Source organism: Limnohabitans sp. (genome assembly GCF_031538885.1).
Classification (GTDB): Bacteria; Pseudomonadota; Gammaproteobacteria; order Burkholderiales; family Burkholderiaceae_C; genus Limnohabitans.
Window position 1 is genome coordinate 24,195 of the sequence record NZ_JAVKLW010000053.1, and the last position, 18,999, is coordinate 43,193.

15 protein-coding genes are annotated in these 18,999 nt (G+C 54.7%); 12 read left to right on the forward strand and 3 right to left on the reverse strand.

Annotated features, from left to right (window positions below; genetic code table 11):
• Nucleotides 1–9: 9 nt before the first annotated feature.
• The 5 genes from RMS03_RS03540 to rng are packed head-to-tail and all read left to right on the forward strand — an operon-like array spanning nt 10 to nt 6,507.
• Nucleotides 10–1,752, forward strand: coding sequence for a site-specific DNA-methyltransferase (locus RMS03_RS03540; RefSeq protein WP_310625728.1), 1,743 nt, complete (start codon nt 10–12; stop codon nt 1,750–1,752).
• 14 nt (nt 1,753–1,766) lie between these two features.
• On the forward strand, nt 1,767–2,033 hold the full coding sequence (locus RMS03_RS03545; RefSeq protein ID WP_310625729.1) for a DUF4160 domain-containing protein: 267 nt from the start codon (nt 1,767–1,769) through the stop codon (nt 2,031–2,033).
• 9 nt (nt 2,034–2,042) lie between these two features.
• Nucleotides 2,043–2,294: a DUF2442 domain-containing protein gene (locus tag RMS03_RS03550; RefSeq protein WP_310625730.1), complete on the forward strand. Its 252-nt coding sequence runs from the start codon at nt 2,043–2,045 to the stop codon at nt 2,292–2,294.
• Entirely contained in the window at nt 2,294–5,008 is a 2,715-nt protein-coding gene (locus tag RMS03_RS03555) for a DEAD/DEAH box helicase family protein (RefSeq protein WP_310625731.1), read from the forward strand. Before RMS03_RS03550 ends, RMS03_RS03555 begins: the two co-directional genes overlap by 1 nt.
• Nucleotides 5,009–5,016: 8 nt before the next feature.
• Nucleotides 5,017–6,507, forward strand: coding sequence for a ribonuclease G (gene rng / locus RMS03_RS03560; RefSeq protein ID WP_310625732.1), 1,491 nt, complete (start codon nt 5,017–5,019; stop codon nt 6,505–6,507).
• Here the strand turns inward: rng and RMS03_RS03565 are convergent.
• Entirely contained in the window at nt 6,504–7,376 is an 873-nt protein-coding gene (locus tag RMS03_RS03565; protein ID WP_310625733.1) for a glycosyltransferase, read from the reverse strand. The genes rng and RMS03_RS03565 overlap by 4 nt on opposite strands.
• A 21-nt stretch (nt 7,377–7,397) precedes the next feature.
• Nucleotides 7,398–9,194, reverse strand: coding sequence for a lipid A export permease/ATP-binding protein MsbA (msbA, locus tag RMS03_RS03570; RefSeq protein WP_310625734.1), 1,797 nt, complete (start codon nt 9,192–9,194; stop codon nt 7,398–7,400).
• A 204-nt stretch (nt 9,195–9,398) separates the two neighbouring features.
• On the opposite strand from msbA, the gene carA reads away from it, so the two are divergent.
• From carA to RMS03_RS03590, 4 genes are all read left to right on the forward strand, one after another.
• Nucleotides 9,399–10,565, forward strand: a complete 1,167-nt coding sequence (gene carA, locus RMS03_RS03575; protein ID WP_310625735.1) for a glutamine-hydrolyzing carbamoyl-phosphate synthase small subunit — start codon at nt 9,399–9,401, stop codon at nt 10,563–10,565.
• 81 nt (nt 10,566–10,646) lie between these two features.
• Nucleotides 10,647–13,928: a carbamoyl-phosphate synthase large subunit gene (gene carB / locus RMS03_RS03580; RefSeq protein ID WP_310625736.1), complete on the forward strand. Its 3,282-nt coding sequence runs from the start codon at nt 10,647–10,649 to the stop codon at nt 13,926–13,928.
• Nucleotides 13,929–13,947: 19 nt separating this feature from the next.
• Nucleotides 13,948–14,424: a transcription elongation factor GreA gene (gene greA, locus RMS03_RS03585; RefSeq protein ID WP_310625737.1), complete on the forward strand. Its 477-nt coding sequence runs from the start codon at nt 13,948–13,950 to the stop codon at nt 14,422–14,424.
• Nucleotides 14,425–14,432: 8 nt separating this feature from the next.
• Nucleotides 14,433–14,867, forward strand: coding sequence for a DUF4149 domain-containing protein (locus tag RMS03_RS03590; protein WP_310625738.1), 435 nt, complete (start codon nt 14,433–14,435; stop codon nt 14,865–14,867).
• On the opposite strand, the gene RMS03_RS03595 is transcribed toward RMS03_RS03590, so the two are convergent.
• Complete coding sequence (locus RMS03_RS03595) at nt 14,864–15,337, reverse strand: YhbY family RNA-binding protein (protein ID WP_310625739.1); 474 nt, start codon at nt 15,335–15,337, stop codon at nt 14,864–14,866. The genes RMS03_RS03590 and RMS03_RS03595 overlap by 4 nt on opposite strands.
• 46 nt (nt 15,338–15,383) lie before the next feature.
• On the opposite strand from RMS03_RS03595, the gene RMS03_RS03600 reads away from it, so the two are divergent.
• The 3 genes from RMS03_RS03600 (at nt 15,384) to folP (ending at nt 18,961) form a co-directional block, all read left to right on the forward strand.
• Nucleotides 15,384–16,058: an RlmE family RNA methyltransferase gene (locus RMS03_RS03600; protein WP_310625740.1), complete on the forward strand. Its 675-nt coding sequence runs from the start codon at nt 15,384–15,386 to the stop codon at nt 16,056–16,058.
• 106 nt (nt 16,059–16,164) lie between these two features.
• On the forward strand, nt 16,165–18,078 hold the full coding sequence (gene ftsH, locus RMS03_RS03605) for an ATP-dependent zinc metalloprotease FtsH (RefSeq protein ID WP_310625741.1): 1,914 nt from the start codon (nt 16,165–16,167) through the stop codon (nt 18,076–18,078).
• Nucleotides 18,079–18,136: 58 nt separating this feature from the next.
• On the forward strand, nt 18,137–18,961 hold the full coding sequence (gene folP / locus RMS03_RS03610) for a dihydropteroate synthase (protein ID WP_310625742.1): 825 nt from the start codon (nt 18,137–18,139) through the stop codon (nt 18,959–18,961).
• Nucleotides 18,962–18,999 lie beyond the last annotated feature (38 nt).

The following is an 18,999-nucleotide window of genomic DNA, read 5'->3' on the forward strand; positions in this document are numbered from 1 at the left end:
ACTGCATTCATGCCAACACTTCACTGGGTAGGAAAAGACAAAGTGGTGAACCACCACCACGACGTACCGTTTCGCTTGTTGGATAAGCTTTACACCTTCACGGCCAATGAGAGCGCGCCTGTTAATTCCACCGCCAACCGCATCATCCATGGCGACAACCTGGAGGCTTTGAAAAGTCTGCTGCCTGAGTTTGAAGGCAAGGTGAACTGCATCTACATCGACCCGCCCTACAACACGGGCAACGAAGGCTGGGTGTACAACGATGCGGTGAACGACCCCAAGATCAAGAAGTGGCTGGGGCAAGTGGTAGGCAAGGAGGGCGAGGATTTAAGCCGTCATGACAAGTGGCTGTGCATGATGTACCCGCGCTTGAAATTGCTGCATCGGTTGCTAGCGGATGACGGGGTGATTTTTGTTTCGATTGACGACTACGAGCAGGCGGCCTTGAAGTTGCTAATGGATGAAATTTTTGGCTCAAGAAATTTTGTAGCTCAAATTGCAGCGGTGACAAATCTGAAAGGCCGAAACGATAAGAAGCACATATCACCGTGCCATGAATACATCTTGATTTATGCGAACAGTGAATTTCAATCTGTTGGCCTCCCCTTAACCGATGAACAAAAAAAGGCTTACTGCTACACCGACGAACAAGGACGTGCGTATGCATTGCGCGATCTTCGTAAGCGTGGTGGCCCAGACAAGCGGGAAGACAGGCCAAACATGTTTTTTCCGATTTTTCTAACGCCAGCGAGCGCAAAACTTTCTCTGGAAAAGAAGTCGGAATTTGACGTTGAAATCTTGCCCCTTCGTGGGGACGGAAGCGATGGGCGCTGGCGCTGGGGAATTGACAAAATTTCAGACCATATTGAATGGTTACATGCTAAGAAACCGAAAAAGAATGGACGGTGGGGCATTGAACATCGTATCTATCTTGACCCATCAATAACGGTAGGTACGTCCACGTTGGAGGCGGAAGACGAGGATGACGATGACGATGACGAGATCGTCGAGCGATCATCAAAACCAAAATCAATTTGGATAGGCGGTGAATTTTCCACGGACAGTGGGAAAAGAGCCGTCAAGGCAGCCGTTAAAAATTTCAGTTTCGATTTCCCAAAATCAGTGGAGCTGATAGGACGTTGCATGCAAATGGCAACTGGGAAGAGTGCCATCGTTCTCGACACTTTCGCTGGCTCAGGCACCACCGCCCACGCCGTCCTCAAACTCAACGCCCAAGACGGTGGCAATCGCCGCTTCATTCTGTGCGAAATGATGGACTACGCCGAAACGATCACCGCCGAGCGGGTGCGCCGCGTGATGAATGGCTATGGCGAAGGCAGCAAGGCCGTGGCAGGCACGGGTGGGGCTTTTGACTACTACACCGTCGGTGCGGCTTTGTTCACGGAAGACAAGAACCTGAATGAAGACGTGGGCGAAGCGGCGATACGGGACTATGTGGCCTATACCGAAAGCATCCCCACGGCGCAGCAATGTGGGACAGACAGCCCTGTGAGCCAAGTCAGTAAATACGCGCTGGGAGCCAACGACACGGCCCTATGGCTTTTCTACTACGAGCGTGAGCGTGTGACCACGTTGAACTTGGATTTTCTCGCCAGCCTGAACATCAAGGGCCTCACCAAACGCCCCGAACACTTCATTGTCTATGCCGACAAATGCGCCTTGGACAAAGAGTTTTTGACCCAGCACGGCATCACGTTCAAACGCATCCCGCGTGACATTACACGCTTTTAACAAGGAGCAAACACATGCCTATTATTTCGATGTTTTACGGAATCATCATCCGCATTTTTTTGATCGACAACAAACACCACCACCTGCCACACATTCATGCGCAGTACGCGGAATTTAATGCGTCTATCGACATCGCAGACGGCAATGTGTTGTCTGGCAGCCTTCCCCGCAAGCAATTGCGCTTGGTGCAGGCATGGATAGAGTTGCATAACGACGAATTAATGGCCGACTGGACGCTGGCCGTTTCGGGCGAATTGCCCTACAAGATTGAACCCTTATAAGGAGGCAACATGTACTGGGACGTAACCAAGGTAAGCGCCGTGTCTGAACGGTGCATTTTCGTTGAACTCAAAAACGGGAAAAGTGGCTTCTTTGATGTTGCACCTTATTGGGATAAGGGCGTACTTAGAGAACTTCAAAATCTGCAGTATTTCAAGCAAGTCACGATTTCGCATGGCTATGTTTCATGGCCGCACGGTCAGGATATCGCGCCAGAAACTTTGCTTGAAAACTTACAGCCGACACTGGCACCAGCCCATTAATGGAACTCAAAGACTACCAAGCCGACGTGCTCAGCGACCTGAGCACGTACCTGCAAACCCTGCTGGATTGCAAAGGCCATTTAGGCAAAGCCTTCACCACCTACTGGCAAAACCGTGGTGTGCTGAACCAAGTCTATAAGAACAACGTTCAGGAGGTGCCCCATGTTTGCGTGAAGGTGCCCACGGCAGGTGGCAAAACCTTCATTGCCGTCAACGCCTTGGAGCGAGTATTTACCGCCTTTGCCGAGTACAACCCCAGCCGCCCGAAGTTTGTGGTGTGGCTGGTGCCGTCGCTCACTATTCTTGAGCAAACGGTGAAGAACCTTGCCAACATCGACCACCCTTATCGTCAGCGGCTGAACGACTTGTTTCAAGGCCGTGTACAGGTGTACGAAAAAACCGACGTGTTGCAAGGCGCAGGGTTCAACGCCGACACGGTGCGCGAACAGTTGTCCGTGGTTGTGATGTCGTTTGATTCACTCAAAGCCAGCAACAAAGAAAACCGCAAGGCCTATCAAGAGAACGGCTACTTGGCTTCGTTTTTGAACGACAGCACCCACGATGCGGTGTTGCTGCCAGAGTTCGACAAGTCTTCTTTGATCAATGTGATCCGCACCTTGAACCCCGTGGTGGTGGTGGACGAGAGCCACAACGCTGAGAGCACTTTGTCGGTGGACATGCTGCGCAATCTGAATCCGAGTTTCATTTTTGACCTGACGGCCACGCCGCGTGAGAACAGCAACATCATTAGCTACGTAGACGCATTGCGCCTGAAAAAGCAAGACATGGTGAAGCTGCCTGTAATTGTGGCCAATCAGCACAGCCAAGAAGAGGTGATCATGGCCGCGCTGAATATGCGCCGCCAGTTAGAGGTGTTGGCCGTCCAGGCTGAGGCCAACGGTGGTGGCTACATCCGCCCGATTGTGTTGTTCCAGGCCGAACCGAAGAGCCGCGACGACAACACCACGTTTGAAAAAGTCAAACAAGTGTTGCTTGATCTGAATATTCCGCCCGAGCACATTGCCATCAAGACGGCCAACGTCAACGAGTTGAAAGGCGTGGACTTATTGGATCGCCATTGCCAGATTCGCTACATCATTACCGTCAACGCCTTGAAAGAAGGCTGGGACTGCCCGTTTGCCTACGTGCTGGCAACGCTGGCAAACAAATCCTCCGTGGTGGACGTGACGCAGATTTTGGGGCGCGTGTTGCGTATGCCTTACACCGCCAAGCACAGCGCCGAATTATTGAATCTGAGTTATGTGTTCACGGCATCCAACCAGTTTCAGAGCACTTTGGGCAAGGTGGTGGCGGGCTTGAACAAGGCGGGTTTTTCCAAGCGTGATTATCGCGAGGTGGATATGTCTGCCATGCCTGTGGCAATGGATACGGGCAAAACAGGTGCCCAGCAGGGCGACTTGTTGGCCCCAGCAAATCAAGAGCCAGTAGCGCCAAGCGCAGGCGAGGTGGCGGTAGACCCCTCCAAACTCAATCCGAACTGGGAAGCCGAAGCGGTACAGCACGCCGAGAACTCAGGCGACGGTGCCGCCACAGAAGCCGCCCCCGCAGATGCCACAGGCGTGGAAAGCATCAAGGCGCAGGCTATTGCCCAAGCGCAGGCGTTTGAAGCAGAGGCCGCTCAGGCTGAGGGAGACAGTTGCCCAGATGAATTGAAGGCGGACATGAACGAACACAAAATGAAGCCGATGTTTGAAGCATCCGCGCAGGCCATTGAGTTGCCGCAGTTTTTTCTGAAACTTCCCAAAGAAGGCGGCTTCTTTGAATCCAGCGACTTCAATGGCGATGAGTGGCACAAACTTGCCAAAGAAAATTTGTTGACCGATTTTGTTCTTGCCAATCTGGATGCCACGGTCAACTTTTCAGCCATTGATGCGGACGTGTATTCCGTCGATGCGGAAGTTGTCGGCGAGGGCGAAAGCGCCCCAGCGTTCAAGGCGGTGAAGAAGGCCGAGAAGGAAAAACTCAATCACATCATCAAAAGCCAGCTACCGTCAGGGCAGGTGATGTCCATCGTGGCGCGGTTGTTCAGCCTAATCGGCAAGAACACCTTCTACCCCATCGAAGACAACGACATCAAGAAGTACCTCACGCGCATCGTGGAGGTGATGAGTGCCGAGCAACGTGCCGACTGCCTTGAGCGCGACTATGCCTATGTGAAGGCCATTAAAGACAAGATTCAGAGTTTGGCAAACGAGTTCGCCGCCAAAGAGTTCAACAACTGGCTGACCACGCAGAAGGTGAAATTGCAGCCGAGCTTTGTGTTGCCCGCAAGCATTACGCCCAGCGACAACGGGCCTGCCATTATCAAAAGCCTGTATCTCACCGAACGCGGTATGAATGGGCTGGAAGCGCCTGTTATTGGCAAGGTGGCTCAGCTTGAAAACGTGGAGTGGTGGCACTGCAATCTGGAACGAAGCAAGGGCTTTTGCATCAATGGCTTCGTCAACCATTACCCCGACTTCATTGTCCTGACCGCCAGCAAAAACATCGTGGTCATTGAAACCAAAGGCGACGACCGCGACAACTCCAATTCAAAAGACAAATTGAAACTGGGAAAAATCTGGGAAGCACAGGCCAACCAGATCGCGCACGAAACAGGCTACCGCTACCACTACATGATGGTGTTTGAGAGCAACCCGATTGACGGGGCTTTGGTGGTGGGGGATGCGTTGAAGTTGGTTGAAAATCTTTAAGCGTTCACATGCAACAAGACATCCTCATCAACTGGTCACCCCAAGAAACCCGCGTGGCTGTGGTGGAAACAGGCGCGGTGCAAGAGCTGCATGTGGAGCGCACCTTAGAGCGTGGCTTGGTCGGCAATGTGTACCTGGGCAAAGTGGCGCGTGTGTTGCCCGGCATGCAATCGGCTTTCATCGACATTGGCTTAGAACGCGCCGCCTTCTTACACGTGGCCGACTTGATGAGCAGCGTCGCCGCCCGTCATACCGACGCCGACAAAGGCGAGCCTGTGCCTGTGATGCCGATTGAAAAACAAGTTTTTGAAGGCCAGTCCATCTTGGTGCAAGTCATCAAAGACCCGATTGGCACCAAGGGTGCACGTTTGTCGTCGCAAATTAGCATTGCAGGGCGCTTGCTGGTGTTCTTGCCGCAAGACCAACACATCGGTGTGTCGCAAAAAATCCCATTCGAGCAACGTGAAGCCTTGCGTCAACGCCTGCAAGCCTTGGTAGAAGCGGGAGCACCTCATGGGCAAACGGGCGGCTTTATTTTGCGTACCAATGGCGAAGAAGCCAACGATGCCGAGTTGGGCGAGGACATCGCCTACTTGTGCAAAACTTGGGCGCGCATCAAAGACGCAGCCACGCGCTTGCCACCCAAATCCTTGCTGCACCAAGACCTGAGTTTGTTGCAACGTGTGCTGCGCGACTTGGTGAGCGAAACCACGCAAACCATTCGCATTGATTCAGCAGAGCAATTTCAAAAACTCAAAACCTTTGGCACCGAGTTCACACCCAGCGCGGTAGACAAATTGCAGCTCTACAAAGGCGAGCGCCCCATCTTTGACCTCTTCAACATCGACGAAGAGGTAGGCAAGGCGCTAGGCCGACGTGTGGACTTGAAGTCTGGCGGCTACCTGATCGTGGATCAAACAGAAGCCCTCACGACGGTGGATGTGAACACGGGGGGGTTTGTGGGTGCACGCAACTTTGACGAAACCATTTTCAAGACCAATCTCGAAGCGGCAGGCGCCATTGCGCGTCACCTGCGCTTGCGCAATTTGGGCGGCATTGTCATTGCCGACTTCATTGATATGACGCGTGAAGATCACCGTGAAGCGGTGTTGGTCGAGTTCCGCAAACAACTCGCCCGTGACCGTGTGAAGACGATGGTGAGCGGCTATTCGGCCTTGGGGTTGGTGGAGATGACGCGCAAGCGTACCCGCGAATCACTGGCCCACATGCTGTGCGAGCCTTGTCCCGTGTGTGATGGCCAAGGTAGCGTGAAAACCGCCCGCACGGTGACCTATGACATCTTGCGTGAAATCTTGCGTGAAGCCCGTCAGTTCAACCCACGCGAGTTCCGTGTGATTGCATCACCCGATGTGATCGATGCGTTGCTCGATGAAGAAAGCCAGCACTTGGCTGGCTTGAGTAACTTCATTGGCAAGCCCATCTCCTTACAAGCTGAAGGTGCGATGACGCAAGAGCAGTACGACATTGTTTTGCTTTAAGCGACGAGCTTGAAGTGCTTGCGACTGAAATCCAAACCAAACGCTTTCTCTAGCTTCATCAACCAGCGATGCCGCTTTTCACGTTTTGTGAGTTCGTAGTTCGGGTCAATCGTGAAGCTTTTTTCTGCCGAGCTTTCCAGCCAAGGCTTGACCAGTTCTGGGTGTGTGCCTGTGAAGGCTTGCAATACCTGCGCATCGAACTGGTTGTAGCGAATGGTGGGCGCACCATGCGACCAAAACTTACTCACTTGGTCAAGCTTTTTTTGCATCGCTTCGTTGCTGCGCACCCAGCCGTAGTGGTAGATGTGCGCGTTGGCCAACGCGGCTTGTGGGTTGCGGCCTTTTTTGTGATCGGACGTGATCAACCAATACTGGCCGTCCGGCGCGTACGAGCGGATGGTGTTGCGAATCAGGCGACACTCACGGCGGTACCATGCGGGGCTGTTGGCGACAAACTCGGGCGTACCGTAAAAGTGAAAGTAGTCAAACACCAAGGCTTCTACCGCGGGGTTGCTGTGGTGCTTGTCCACGCTGGCGCGGATGTTGGCCAACTCAGCTTCGTGCACCACCTCGTCACCCTCCAAATAAAATGCCCAGTCCCCCGTGCAGGCGTATTGCGCGATCATTTTTTGTTGGGCGTAGACAAAGCCGCGGTCGGCCATGCGTTCGTTCCAGATGGTTTCAATCACGCGAATCTTGGGCGAGCCGATCGCGTGGATACGCGCGAGCGTGTCGTCGTTGCCTTTGCCGACCGCCACCACAAACTCATCCACCAAAAGCAGCATTGAGCGAATGGAGGCTTCGAACGGAAAGCCTAATTCGACGCCGTTGCGAATGAAGGTGAAACCGCTGATGGATGCTTGGCTCATAAAGTACTCAGATGAAGGTGCTCAGATGCTGGGTGAGTCAGAAAAATGGTTGTCGGCGCTTTGTGCCGCCACTTGGTACAGGGCCGCATACGCGCCGCCTTGTGCCATGAGTTGTGTGTGCGTGCCCGTCTCGACGATGCTGCCTGCTTGCATGACCACAATCAGATCGGCGTGTTCGATGGTGGATAGGCGGTGTGCAATGACCAGCGAGGTGCGGCCTTGCATCAGCACTTGAAGCGCGCCCTTGACGGCTTGTTCGGAGGTGGTGTCTAAGGCCGAGGTGGCTTCGTCCAAGATGAGGATGGGCGCATCTTTGTAGATGGCGCGAGCAATCGCCAAACGTTGTCGTTGACCACCGGAGAGTTGGGTGGCGTTGTGGCCGACCCAGGTGTTTTCTTGTTGCGGCAGGCTGCGCACAAAGTCGCCTAAATTGGCGGCTTCTAGGGCGCTCCACACGCGCGCTGTGTCGATGCTTTCGCCCAAGGCGATGTTTTGTGCCACTGAGTCGTTGAACATGACCACATCTTGGCTCACATACGCCACTTGGCTGCGTAGGCTGGCGAGGGACCAGTCTTTCAGGGGCACACCGTCTAAGCAGACTTGGCCCGATGTGGGGTCCAAGAAACGCGGCAGCAGGTTGGCCAAGGTGGTTTTGCCCGAACCCGAGGGGCCGACCAGCGCCACGGTTTGGCCGGGTTGGATGGTCAGACTCACGTCATTCAGTGCAGGCTGTGTGGCTGAAGGGTATTGCAGATGGATCTGCTCAAAACAAATCTCACCTTTCGCATGGGCACTGGTGTGCGTGCCTTGGGGTTCGTCAGGCGCGAGGTACAACAAGTTCAGGCCGCGCTCCAGCGAGGTGACGCCGCGTGTCAGCGTGCCCGCTACTTCGGACAGGTGCTTGATGGGCGAGATCAACATCAACATGCCGGTGATGAACGCGGCAAAGCTGCCCACTGTCACCCCTTGGGTGTCGCCGTCACCCGTACTTTGGTACAGCGCCACCATGATGACGGTCGACAAGGCCAAGGCCGCAAACATTTGAATGAGTGGCGTCATCACCGAGTTGGCCACAACGGCTTTGAGCGCCAACTGGCGCAGCTTTTGGTTGGATATGCCGAACTTGTGGGCTTGGCTGTTTTGCGCGTTGTGCAAGCGCACCATGCGGTAGGCCAGCACGTTTTCCTCCACCACATAGGCCAGTTCGTCCGTAGCGTCTTGACTGGCCCGTGTCACGTTGTCCAAGCGACGTGACAGGTTTTTCACCACCCACGCAATGGGCGGGAAGATGGCAAACACGATGAGGGTGAGCTTCCAGTTCAGCACCAACAAGTAGCCGAGTAGGGCGAGCAGGGTGACCAAGTCTTTGGCAAATGCCAGCATGGTGGTCACCAGCAAGTTAGCCCCGTTATTGACTTCGTAAACCATGGTGTTGGTCAAGCCACTGGTGTGCTGGGTGGCAAACAGCTGTGGGTCTGCGCGTAAGAGCTTTTCAAACAAACGCTGGCGCAGCCGCTCCATCGAGTAATTGGTCACACGGGCCAAGCAATACGCAGCCACAAAGCCGGCAAAACCACGGATACCAAACAGCAGCAGCAAGACCACAGGAATCTTCCACAGCGCCAAAGTGCCTCGGTCAAAGCCACTGTCGAGCAAGGGCTTCATCAATGCAGGAATAGCGGGTTCTGTGGCAGCACCTACAAAAATACTCACAATCCCCAACACCAAGGCACCGGGGTGGCCAGAGAACCAAGGTGCGACACGTTTGAGTCTTCGATACAAAGAGTCCGACGGTGTGGGTTCGACGAGGGTGGTCATAAATTCTCAGAGTGGCAACAAACGCAATGCAGAACATTATCGCCAGTTGAAGACCAAACCAGTGCCTCGGATATAATGAGAGGCTTTCCCGCATCAACCTGTACGCCACAGCTCAAACTTAGGCAAATTCCTCGAGCAAAGCAGCCAAAGAGACACGTTCTCTTGTGAGCGTTGAGGCGTACCCGAACTATTCCGGAGAACCCAGTGCTTTTGTCTCTTCAGGGAGCCTTCCCGCCCGCCATTTTGGCGCTTGCAGACGGCACGGTCTTTATCGGCAACTCGATTGGATCCACAGGCTCTACGGTCGGCGAAGTGGTGTTCAACACCTCACTCACCGGCTACCAAGAAATCCTCACCGACCCCAGCTACTGCCAGCAGATCGTTACCTTGACGTACCCGCACATTGGCAACTATGGCGTCAACGTGGAAGACATCGAAGCTGACAAAGTCCACGCCGCTGGTTTGATCATCAAAGACTTGCCTTTGGTTGCAGGCAACTTCCGCTCTCACCAAACCTTGTCGGCCTATTTGGCTGAAGCAGGCACTGTGGCGATTGCCAACATCGACACGCGTCAACTCACTCGCATCTTGCGCACCAAGGGTGCTCAAAACGGCGCCATCGTGGGTTTGGCCAAAGGCCAAGAAATCACACAAGCTTTGGTTGACCATGCCGTGACCGCTACTAAGGGCGCGCCCCACATGGCGGGCCTCGATTTGGCACAAAAAATCACGGTGTCCAAAGCCTATGAGTGGACACAAACTGAGTGGAAACTTGGCGAAGGTTACGGCAACCTTACTGCGCCGAAGTTTCATGTCGTTGCTTACGACTTTGGCGTGAAGAAAAACATCTTGCGTATGTTGGCCCAGCGCGGTTGCAAAGTCACGGTGGTGCCTGCCAAGACGCCAGCCGCTGAAGTGCTCAAGCACAAGCCGGACGGCATCTTTTTGTCCAACGGCCCTGGCGATCCAGAACCTTGCGATTACGCGATTGCCGCAGCGGCTGAGTTGATCGATACCGGCATTCCCACTTTTGGTATTTGTTTGGGTCACCAAATCATGGCCTTGGCCAGCGGTGCGAAAACGTTCAAGATGAAGTTTGGTCACCACGGTGCCAACCATCCCGTGAAAGACCTCGACTCAGGCCGTGTGTCCATCACCAGCCAAAACCACGGTTTTGCAGTGGACGAAAAATCATTGCCCGCCAACTTGCGTGCCACGCACGTGTCTTTGTTTGACGGTACTTTGCAGGGCTTGGCCCGCACCGACAAGCCCGCGTTTTGCTTTCAAGGTCATCCTGAAGCATCGCCCGGCCCGCACGACATTGCTTACCTTTTTGACCGCTTCATCAAACTGATGGAGACGAAGTTATGAGCCCCCACGTTCACGGCTCCGCCGTTTCTCTGCCCCCCGAGGGGGCCATTGCTCCCTTGGAGCTGTCCTGCGGGAGCAAACATGCCTAAGCGCACCGACCTAAAAAGCATTCTCATCATTGGCGCAGGCCCGATCATCATTGGTCAGGCCTGCGAATTTGATTACTCTGGCGTGCAAGCTTGCAAAGCTTTGCGTGAAGAGGGCTACAAGGTCATCTTGATCAACAGCAACCCAGCCACGATCATGACCGACCCTGCCACGGCCGACGTCACCTACATCGAGCCCATCACGTGGCAAACGGTGGAGAGGATCATTGCCAAAGAGCGTCCCGACGCCATCTTGCCTACGATGGGCGGCCAAACTGCGCTCAATTGTGCGTTGGACTTGTGGCACCACGGCGTGCTGGCCAAGTACAAGGTGGAGCTGATTGGCGCCACGCCTGAGGCCATCGACAAAGCCGAAGACCGCTTGAAGTTCAAAGACGCCATGACCAAGATTGGTTTGGGTTCTGCGCGTTCAGGCATTGCGCACAGCATGGGTGAGGCTTGGGATGTGCAAAAAAGTTTGGGCTTCCCCACCGTCATTCGCCCCAGCTTCACGCTGGGTGGCACGGGTGGCGGCATTGCCTACAACCCCGAAGAGTTTGAAATCATCTGCAAGCGCGGTTTGGAAGCTTCGCCCACCAACGAGTTGTTGATTGAAGAATCTTTGCTCGGCTGGAAAGAGTACGAGATGGAAGTGGTGCGCGACAAGGCGGACAACTGCATCATCGTTTGCTCGATCGAAAACTTGGACCCGATGGGCGTGCACACGGGCGACTCCATCACCGTGGCTCCTGCGCAAACCTTGACTGACAAGGAGTACCAAATCTTGCGTAACGCCTCATTGGCGGTGTTGCGCGAAATCGGTGTGGACACAGGCGGCTCAAACGTGCAGTTCTCCATCAACCCCAAAGATGGCCGCATGGTGGTCATTGAGATGAATCCACGCGTGTCGCGCTCATCTGCGTTGGCTTCCAAAGCCACGGGTTTCCCGATTGCCAAAGTCGCCGCCAAGTTGGCGGTGGGTTACACCCTCGACGAGCTGCGCAACGACATCACGGGCGGTGCAACGCCTGCGTCGTTCGAACCCTCGATTGACTACGTCGTCACCAAGATTCCACGTTTCGCGTTTGAAAAATTCCCAACGGCTGACAGCCGCTTGACCACCCAAATGAAATCGGTGGGCGAGGTGATGGCCATGGGCCGCACTTTCCAAGAGTCCTTCCAAAAAGCTTTGCGCGGTTTGGAAGTGGGCGTGGACGGCATGAACGAAAAAACCCAAGACCGCGAAGTGCTGGAAAAAGAACTGGGTGAGCCTGGTCCCGAGCGCATTTGGTACGTGGGCGATGCCTTCGCCATGGGCCTGAGTGTGGACGAGGTGTGTGCGCTGACCAAGATCGACCCTTGGTTCTTGGTGCAAATCGAAGAGATCGTGAAGATTGAGCTGGAACTCGAAACCACCTCACTCGACGTCATCGCTGCCCATGAGTTGCGTGCTTTGAAAAAGAAGGGCTTCTCCGACCGCCGTTTGGCCAAGTTGCTCAAGACCACCGAGCATGTGGTGCGCGCACGTCGCCATGAACTCAACATTCGCCCCGTCTACAAGCGCGTGGACACCTGTGCGGCCGAGTTCTCGACCGATACCGCTTACATGTACTCCTGCTACGAAGGCAACGGCGATGCTTTCGGCATGGGCAACGGCGAATGTGAGGCCGACCCCACGAACAACAAAAAAATCATGGTGCTCGGCGGCGGTCCTAATCGCATTGGCCAAGGCATTGAGTTTGACTACTGCTGCGTTCACGCCGCACTCGCCATGCGCGAAGACGGCTATGAAACCATCATGGTCAACTGCAACCCAGAGACCGTGTCCACCGACTACGACACCTCGGACCGTTTGTACTTTGAGCCTTTGACGCTCGAAGACGTGCTCGAGATCGTCGCCAAAGAAAAGCCCACGGGCGTGATCGTGCAATACGGCGGTCAAACGCCTTTGAAGTTGGCGCTCGGCTTGGAGGCGGCGGGCGTGCCCATTATCGGCACCAGCCCAGACATGATTGATGCAGCCGAAGACCGTGAGCGTTTCCAAAAGTTGTTGCAAAACCTCGGCCTGCGTCAACCGCCGAACGCCACGGCCCGTACCGAACCAGAAGCTTTGGAAAAAGCAGCCGCCTTGGGCTATCCCCTCGTGGTGCGTCCCAGCTATGTGTTGGGTGGCCGCGCCATGGAAATCGTGCACGAACAACGCGACTTAGAGCGCTACATGCGCGAAGCGGTCAAGGTGTCGCACGACTCGCCTGTGTTGCTCGACCGTTTCTTGAACGATGCGATTGAGTGTGATGTGGATTGCCTGCGTGACCCCGAAGGCAAGACCTTCATTGGTGGCGTGATGGAGCACATCGAACAAGCCGGCGTGCACAGCGGTGACTCGGCTTGCTCATTGCCGCCTTACTCTTTGTCCGCTGAAACAGTGGCTGAACTCAAGCGTCAATCTGCCGCGATGGCCGGTGCGTTGAACGTGGTCGGTTTGATGAATGTGCAGTTCGCGATTCAACACGTGGACGGCAAAGACGTCATCTATGTGCTGGAAGTCAACCCACGCGCCTCACGCACTGTTCCTTACGTGTCTAAAGCCACGGGCATTCAATTGGCCAAGGTTGCTGCACGTTGTATGGCGGGTCAAACCCTCGCCTCACAAGGCATCACCCAAGAAGTCACGCCACCTTATTTCAGTGTGAAAGAAGCGGTGTTCCCCTTCGTGAAGTTCCCTGGCGTGGACACCATCCTTGGCCCAGAGATGAAGTCCACTGGCGAAGTCATGGGTGTGGGCAAAACATTTGGCGAAGCCTTTGTGAAGAGCCAATTGGGCGCAGGCACCAAATTGCCTCGTCCACGTGATGCCGATGGTCGATCCACCGGCAAAGTGTTCATTTCGGTGAAGAACAACGACAAGCCACGCGCCATTGAAGTGGCGCGTCAGTTGGCCGTCATGGGCTTTGAATTGATTGCCACCAAAGGCACCGCGTCAGCGATTCAAGAGGCCTGTGTGTCTTGTGATGTGGTGAACAAAGTGACAGAAGGCCGTCCCCACATCGTAGATGCCATCAAAAACAACGAAGTGGTGTTGGTCATCAACACCGTGGAAGAGCGTCGCAACGCGATTGCCGATTCCCGCCACATTCGCACCTCGGCATTGCTCAACCGTGTGACCACCTTCACCACCATCGCAGGCGCAGAAGCGGCTGTGGAAGGCATGAAGTACATGGACAAATTGGATGTCATTTCCGTGCAGGAAATGCACGCTCAGTTGACGGCTAACTAAGAAGGCTGAAGGACACATGATGAGTACAGTTCCCATCACCAAGCGTGGCGCAGAGAAGCTCAAGGATGAGTTGCATAAACTCAAAACCATCGAGCGTCCCTCCGTCATTGCTGCGATTGCCGAAGCCCGTGCCCAAGGCGACTTGAGTGAAAACGCTGAATACGATGCAGCCAAAGACCGTCAGGGTTTCATTGAAGGCCGCATTCAAGAAATTGAAGGTAAGTTGTCGGTGGCCCAAGTCATTGACCCTACATCGCTCGATGCAGGTGGTCGTGTGGTGTTTGGCGCGACCGTGGCATTGGAAGACGAAGACTCGGGTGACAAAGTGACTTACCAAATCGTGGGCGAAGACGAAGCCGATTTGAAGCTCGGCCTCATCAACATCAGCAGCCCGATTGCCCGTGCCTTGATTGGCAAGGAAGAGGGCGATGTCGCTGAAGTGCAAGCCCCAGGTGGTGTGAAGCACTACGAAGTGGTCAAAGTCTCTTACCTCTAAAGCCATACATGGCGCGGCTACAAGTCTTTTTAGCGGCGCTGTGGTGGGGGAGCCTGTGTTGCGTTGGGTTCATGGTGGTGCCCCTGTTGTTTGTGCACCTTGAAACCCCTGCTATTGCGGGACAAATGGCGGCTAAGTTGTTCACCGCGCAGTCTTGGTTGTCGCTGGTCTGTGGTTTGCTGCTTTTGTTGGCGGCCCAGCGTCAAAGCCGAGACACAACCAACACCCCCTCACCTTGGGTGATTGGCGGCATGTTGTGTGCGTTGTTGATTGAAATGGTGGTGAAGCCCCACATCGTGGCCCGTGACAACATGGCGTTGTGGCACAACTTCGGGTCTGCGTTGTATGTGGCACAGTGGCTGTGCGCTACGAAGGTGCTTTGGGCCTTGTGCCCCGTCAAGTTCGAACCTGCTGAGTCAGCAGACTCAGCGCAAAACGATTAACCCAAAGTACGTTTTTTGACCGAAATCTTTTTCGGTTTGGCGCGTTTGACCTGACCACCCGATGTGAGGCGTTGGTTGCCCAAGACGCGCAAAGTTTTGACCTCTGGGCGTTGACCGCCACGGCTGCTGTACTTGAGCACCTTCACATCGCGAGGACCAGCCATGCGGTCTTCGTCGGCAGTGCGTTCTTTCTCAGCGCGTGGACGCCACAGCACAAACAGCTTGCCAATGTGTTGAATGGGCGCGGCGTTGAGTTGATCGGCCAAAGCCACAAACATGGCTTCGCGTGCTTGGCGGTCGTCGCCTAGCACGCGGATTTTGATGAGGCCGTGTGCGTTGAGCGCCATCTCGGCTTCTTTGAGGACGGCGGGGGTTAAACCATCGTTACCGATCATGACCACAGGGTCTAAATGGTGCGCTTCGGCGCGGTGAATTTTGCGTTGAGCAGGTGTGAGTTGTATTGCAGACATACAGGTATTATCCCCGCTCGCTGCGGTGGACGTATAAAGGGTTGAATTGAAAGCTAAAACTAAAAGCAAAAAGGTGAATAAAACATGGTTGAACGACCATGTGAACGACACCTACGTCAAGCTGGCACAGCGAGAGGGCTATCGCGCACGTGCAGCCTACAAGCTCAAAGAAATTGACGAGCAGCTCAACCTCATCAAGCCCGGCAACGTGGTGGTGGATTTGGGGTGTGCGCCGGGTGCGTGGTGTCAGTACTTGCGTCGCCGCATGTCGCCCACAGGGGCGGCATCGGGTACGTTGAACGGCACCATCATCGGCTTGGACATTTTGCCCATGATGCCTGTGGAGGATGTCACCTTCATCCAGGGCGACTTTCGTGAGGAGGCTGTCTTGGCGCAACTCGAAGCCGCCTTGCAAGGCCGTGTTGTCGATGTGGTGGTGTCTGACATGGCCCCCAACTTGTCTGGCATTGGCTCAACCGATGCCACGCGCATTGCGCATTTGATTGAGTTGGCAGTGGACTTTGCGCAAAAGCATTTGAAAGACGATGGCACTTTGGTGGTCAAGCTGTTTCATGGCAGTGGCTACAGCGACTTGGTGAATCTTTTCAAAACGACATTCCGCGTGGTCAAACCCATCAAGCCAAAGGCGAGCCGCGACAAATCAAGTGAAACCTTTTTGGTTGGCATGGGCGTGAAAAGTCGCGTTTCGGTAAATCCTTGAGATTCATAAGGCCGCTGCCCAAGAATAAAGCGGCACAGGTACTTGAAACGCCTAAAATCAAGCCCATCTCAGTACATCTCGTACTCTTTTTATTTCGGAGCCCACATTGAACAATCAATGGTTCTCAAAAGTCGCTGTTTGGTTGGTCATCGCTTTGGTGATGTTTACCGTGTTCAAACAGTTTGAAACACGCCCAGGCGCAGGCTCTGGTTATTTGGGCTATTCGGACTTTCTTGAAGAAGTTCGTGCCAAACGCATCAAAACGGCGACCATTCAAGAAGGTCAAGGCGGCACAGAAATCACGGCGGTCACCAACGATGAACGCAAAATTCGCACAACGGCCACTTACCTTGACCGTGGTTTGGTGGGCGACCTCATTGCCAATGGTGTGAAGTTTGACGTCAAGCCTCGCGAAGAGGGATCACTTCTCATGACCTTGCTGATCAGCTGGGGCCCCATGTTGCTCTTGATTGGTGTGTGGGTGTACTTCATGCGCCAGATGCAAGGCGGTGGCAAAGGCGGTGCTTTCAGCTTTGGCAAGAGCAAAGCGCGCATGTTGGATGAGAACAACAACCAAGTCACTTTTGCGGACGTGGCTGGTTGCGATGAAGCAAAAGAAGAAGTCAAAGAAGTCGTGGACTTCTTGAAAGACCCTCAGCGATTCCAAAAACTGGGGGGGCGTATCCCTCGCGGCTTGTTGTTGGTCGGCCCTCCTGGTACTGGTAAAACATTGCTGGCCAAGGGTATTGCCGGCGAAGCCAAAGTGCCGTTCTTCAGCATTTCTGGTTCTGACTTTGTGGAGATGTTTGTCGGCGTGGGGGCAGCCCGCGTGCGCGACATGTTTGAAAACGCCAAGAAGAACGCTCCATGCATTGTTTTCATTGACGAGATTGATGCCGTGGGTCGCCAGCGTGGTGCCGGTGTGGGCGGCGGCAACGACGAACGTGAACAAACCTTGAACCAAATGTTGGTCGAGATGGATGGCTTCGAAACCAACCTCGGTGTGATCGTGGTGGCTGCGACCAACCGCCCCGATATTTTGGATGCGGCGCTGTTGCGTCCTGGGCGCTTTGACCGTCAAGTGTATGTGACCTTGCCTGACATCCGTGGCCGTGAACAAATTTTGAATGTGCACATGCGCAAAGTGCCGATTGGGCAAGACGTTAATCCCAGCGTGATTGCACGCGGTACACCTGGCATGAGTGGTGCGGACTTGGCTAACTTGTGCAACGAGGCGGCTTTGATGGCCGCACGTCGCAACGCCCGCGTGGTGGAGATGGTCGATTTCGAAAAAGCCAAAGACAAAATTTTGATGGGCCCCGAGCGCAAGAGCATGGTGATGCCTGAAGAGGAGCGTCGCAACACGGCGTACCACGAGTCTGGCCACGCGCTGATTGGCAAGCTTTTGCCCAAGTGTGACCCTGTTCATAAGGTCACCATCATTCCGCGTGGTCGCGCCCTTGGCGTGACCATGAGCTTGCCTGAGAAAGACCGCTACAGCTACGACCGCGACTACATGCTCAACCAAATCAGCATGTTGTTTGGCGGCCGTATTGCTGAAGAAGTGTTCATGCACCAAATGACTACGGGTGCCAGCAACGACTTTGAGCGTGCGACTTCCATCGCCCGTGACATGGTGACGCGTTACGGAATGACCGAAGCCTTAGGCCCTATGGTGTACGCTGAAAACGAAGGTGAAGTGTTCTTGGGCCGCTCGGTCACAAAGACCACCAGCATGTCGGAAGCCACCATGCAAAAAGTGGATGTAGAAGTGCGTCGCATCATCGACATGCAATACGACTTGGCCCGTCGCTTGATTGAAGACAACGCCGACAAGATGCACACCATGGCCAAAGCTTTGCTCGAATGGGAAACCATCGACAAAGAACAAATCGACGACATCATGGAAGGCCGTCAACCACGTTCTCCCAAAGATTGGACACCACGCACCCCTTCTGGCGGTGACAGCGGTGGAGGCACCCCTGCGGTGCAACCAGACCCTTCCCCCTCAGCCGCTTAATAAAGTGGCTGGCTAAAACCGAAGACGGGGCGCAAGCCCCGTTTTTCATGGAGCATTTATGTTTTGGCAAACCTCACGCTTTCGCATGGACCTGTCGCAACCACAGGTCATGGGCATCGTCAATGTCACGCCAGACTCCTTCTCGGATGGTGGGCAACATGCCACGACGCGTGCAGCTTTGGCGCACTGCGAACAGTTGCTCAAAGATGGCGCGCAGATCTTGGACATCGGGGGGGAGTCCACTCGCCCTGGTGCGCCTGCGGTGTCGCTCGAAGACGAATTGGCCCGCGTCTTACCCGTGGTGCGCGAGGCGGTGCGCTTGAATGTGCCGATCTCGATTGACACTTACAAACCTGCGCTCATGCAAGCGGTGTTGGATGCAGGAGCGGACATCATCAACGACGTGTGGGCACTCCGCCAAGCAGGTGCGCAGCAAGTGGTGGCGGCACATGCCCGTTGCGGTGTGTGCTTGATGCACATGCATGGCGAACCTCAAACCATGCAAACTTTGCCGATGGATGGCACAGCCATTCAACCTGTGCTTGCCTTCTTGAAGCACCAGGCACAAGCTTTGCAAGCCTTGGGTGTGGCGCATGAGCGCATCGCACTCGATCCTGGTGTTGGTTTTGGAAAAACTGTGGCGCAAAACTTCGAGTTGTTGACGCATCAAGAATCATTGCTCGCTTTGGGCTATCCCTTGCTGGTGGGGTGGTCGCGTAAATCGTCTCTCGGCGCGGTGACTGGTTGTGAGGTTGCTGACCGCATGGTGCCCAGCGTGGCAGCTGCGCTGCTGGCGGTGGAGCGCGGCGCACACTTGGTGCGTGTGCACGATGTAGCGCAGACGGTGCAAGCGCTGAAAGTTTGGCAGGCTGCACGAGTTTGAGACAATGTATGCACAGCGATAGACAATCAAAAAAATAA

What these genes read in the sequence shown, in the direction of transcription:
- RMS03_RS03540 (WP_310625728.1), top strand. Translation starts at nt 10, where the DNA reads ATGCCAACACTTCACTGGGTAGGAAAAGACAAAGTGGTGAACCACCAC.
- RMS03_RS03545 (WP_310625729.1), top strand. Translation starts at nt 1,767, where the DNA reads ATGCCTATTATTTCGATGTTTTACGGAATCATCATCCGCATTTTTTTG.
- RMS03_RS03550 (WP_310625730.1), top strand. Translation starts at nt 2,043, where the DNA reads ATGTACTGGGACGTAACCAAGGTAAGCGCCGTGTCTGAACGGTGCATT.
- RMS03_RS03555 (WP_310625731.1), top strand. Translation starts at nt 2,294, where the DNA reads ATGGAACTCAAAGACTACCAAGCCGACGTGCTCAGCGACCTGAGCACG.
- rng (WP_310625732.1), top strand. Translation starts at nt 5,017, where the DNA reads ATGCAACAAGACATCCTCATCAACTGGTCACCCCAAGAAACCCGCGTG.
- RMS03_RS03565 (WP_310625733.1), bottom strand. Translation starts at nt 7,376, where the DNA reads ATGAGCCAAGCATCCATCAGCGGTTTCACCTTCATTCGCAACGGCGTC.
- msbA (WP_310625734.1), bottom strand. Translation starts at nt 9,194, where the DNA reads ATGACCACCCTCGTCGAACCCACACCGTCGGACTCTTTGTATCGAAGA.
- carB (WP_310625736.1), top strand. Translation starts at nt 10,647, where the DNA reads ATGCCTAAGCGCACCGACCTAAAAAGCATTCTCATCATTGGCGCAGGC.
- greA (WP_310625737.1), top strand. Translation starts at nt 13,948, where the DNA reads ATGAGTACAGTTCCCATCACCAAGCGTGGCGCAGAGAAGCTCAAGGAT.
- RMS03_RS03590 (WP_310625738.1), top strand. Translation starts at nt 14,433, where the DNA reads ATGGCGCGGCTACAAGTCTTTTTAGCGGCGCTGTGGTGGGGGAGCCTG.
- RMS03_RS03595 (WP_310625739.1), bottom strand. Translation starts at nt 15,337, where the DNA reads ATGTCTGCAATACAACTCACACCTGCTCAACGCAAAATTCACCGCGCC.
- folP (WP_310625742.1), top strand. Translation starts at nt 18,137, where the DNA reads ATGTTTTGGCAAACCTCACGCTTTCGCATGGACCTGTCGCAACCACAG.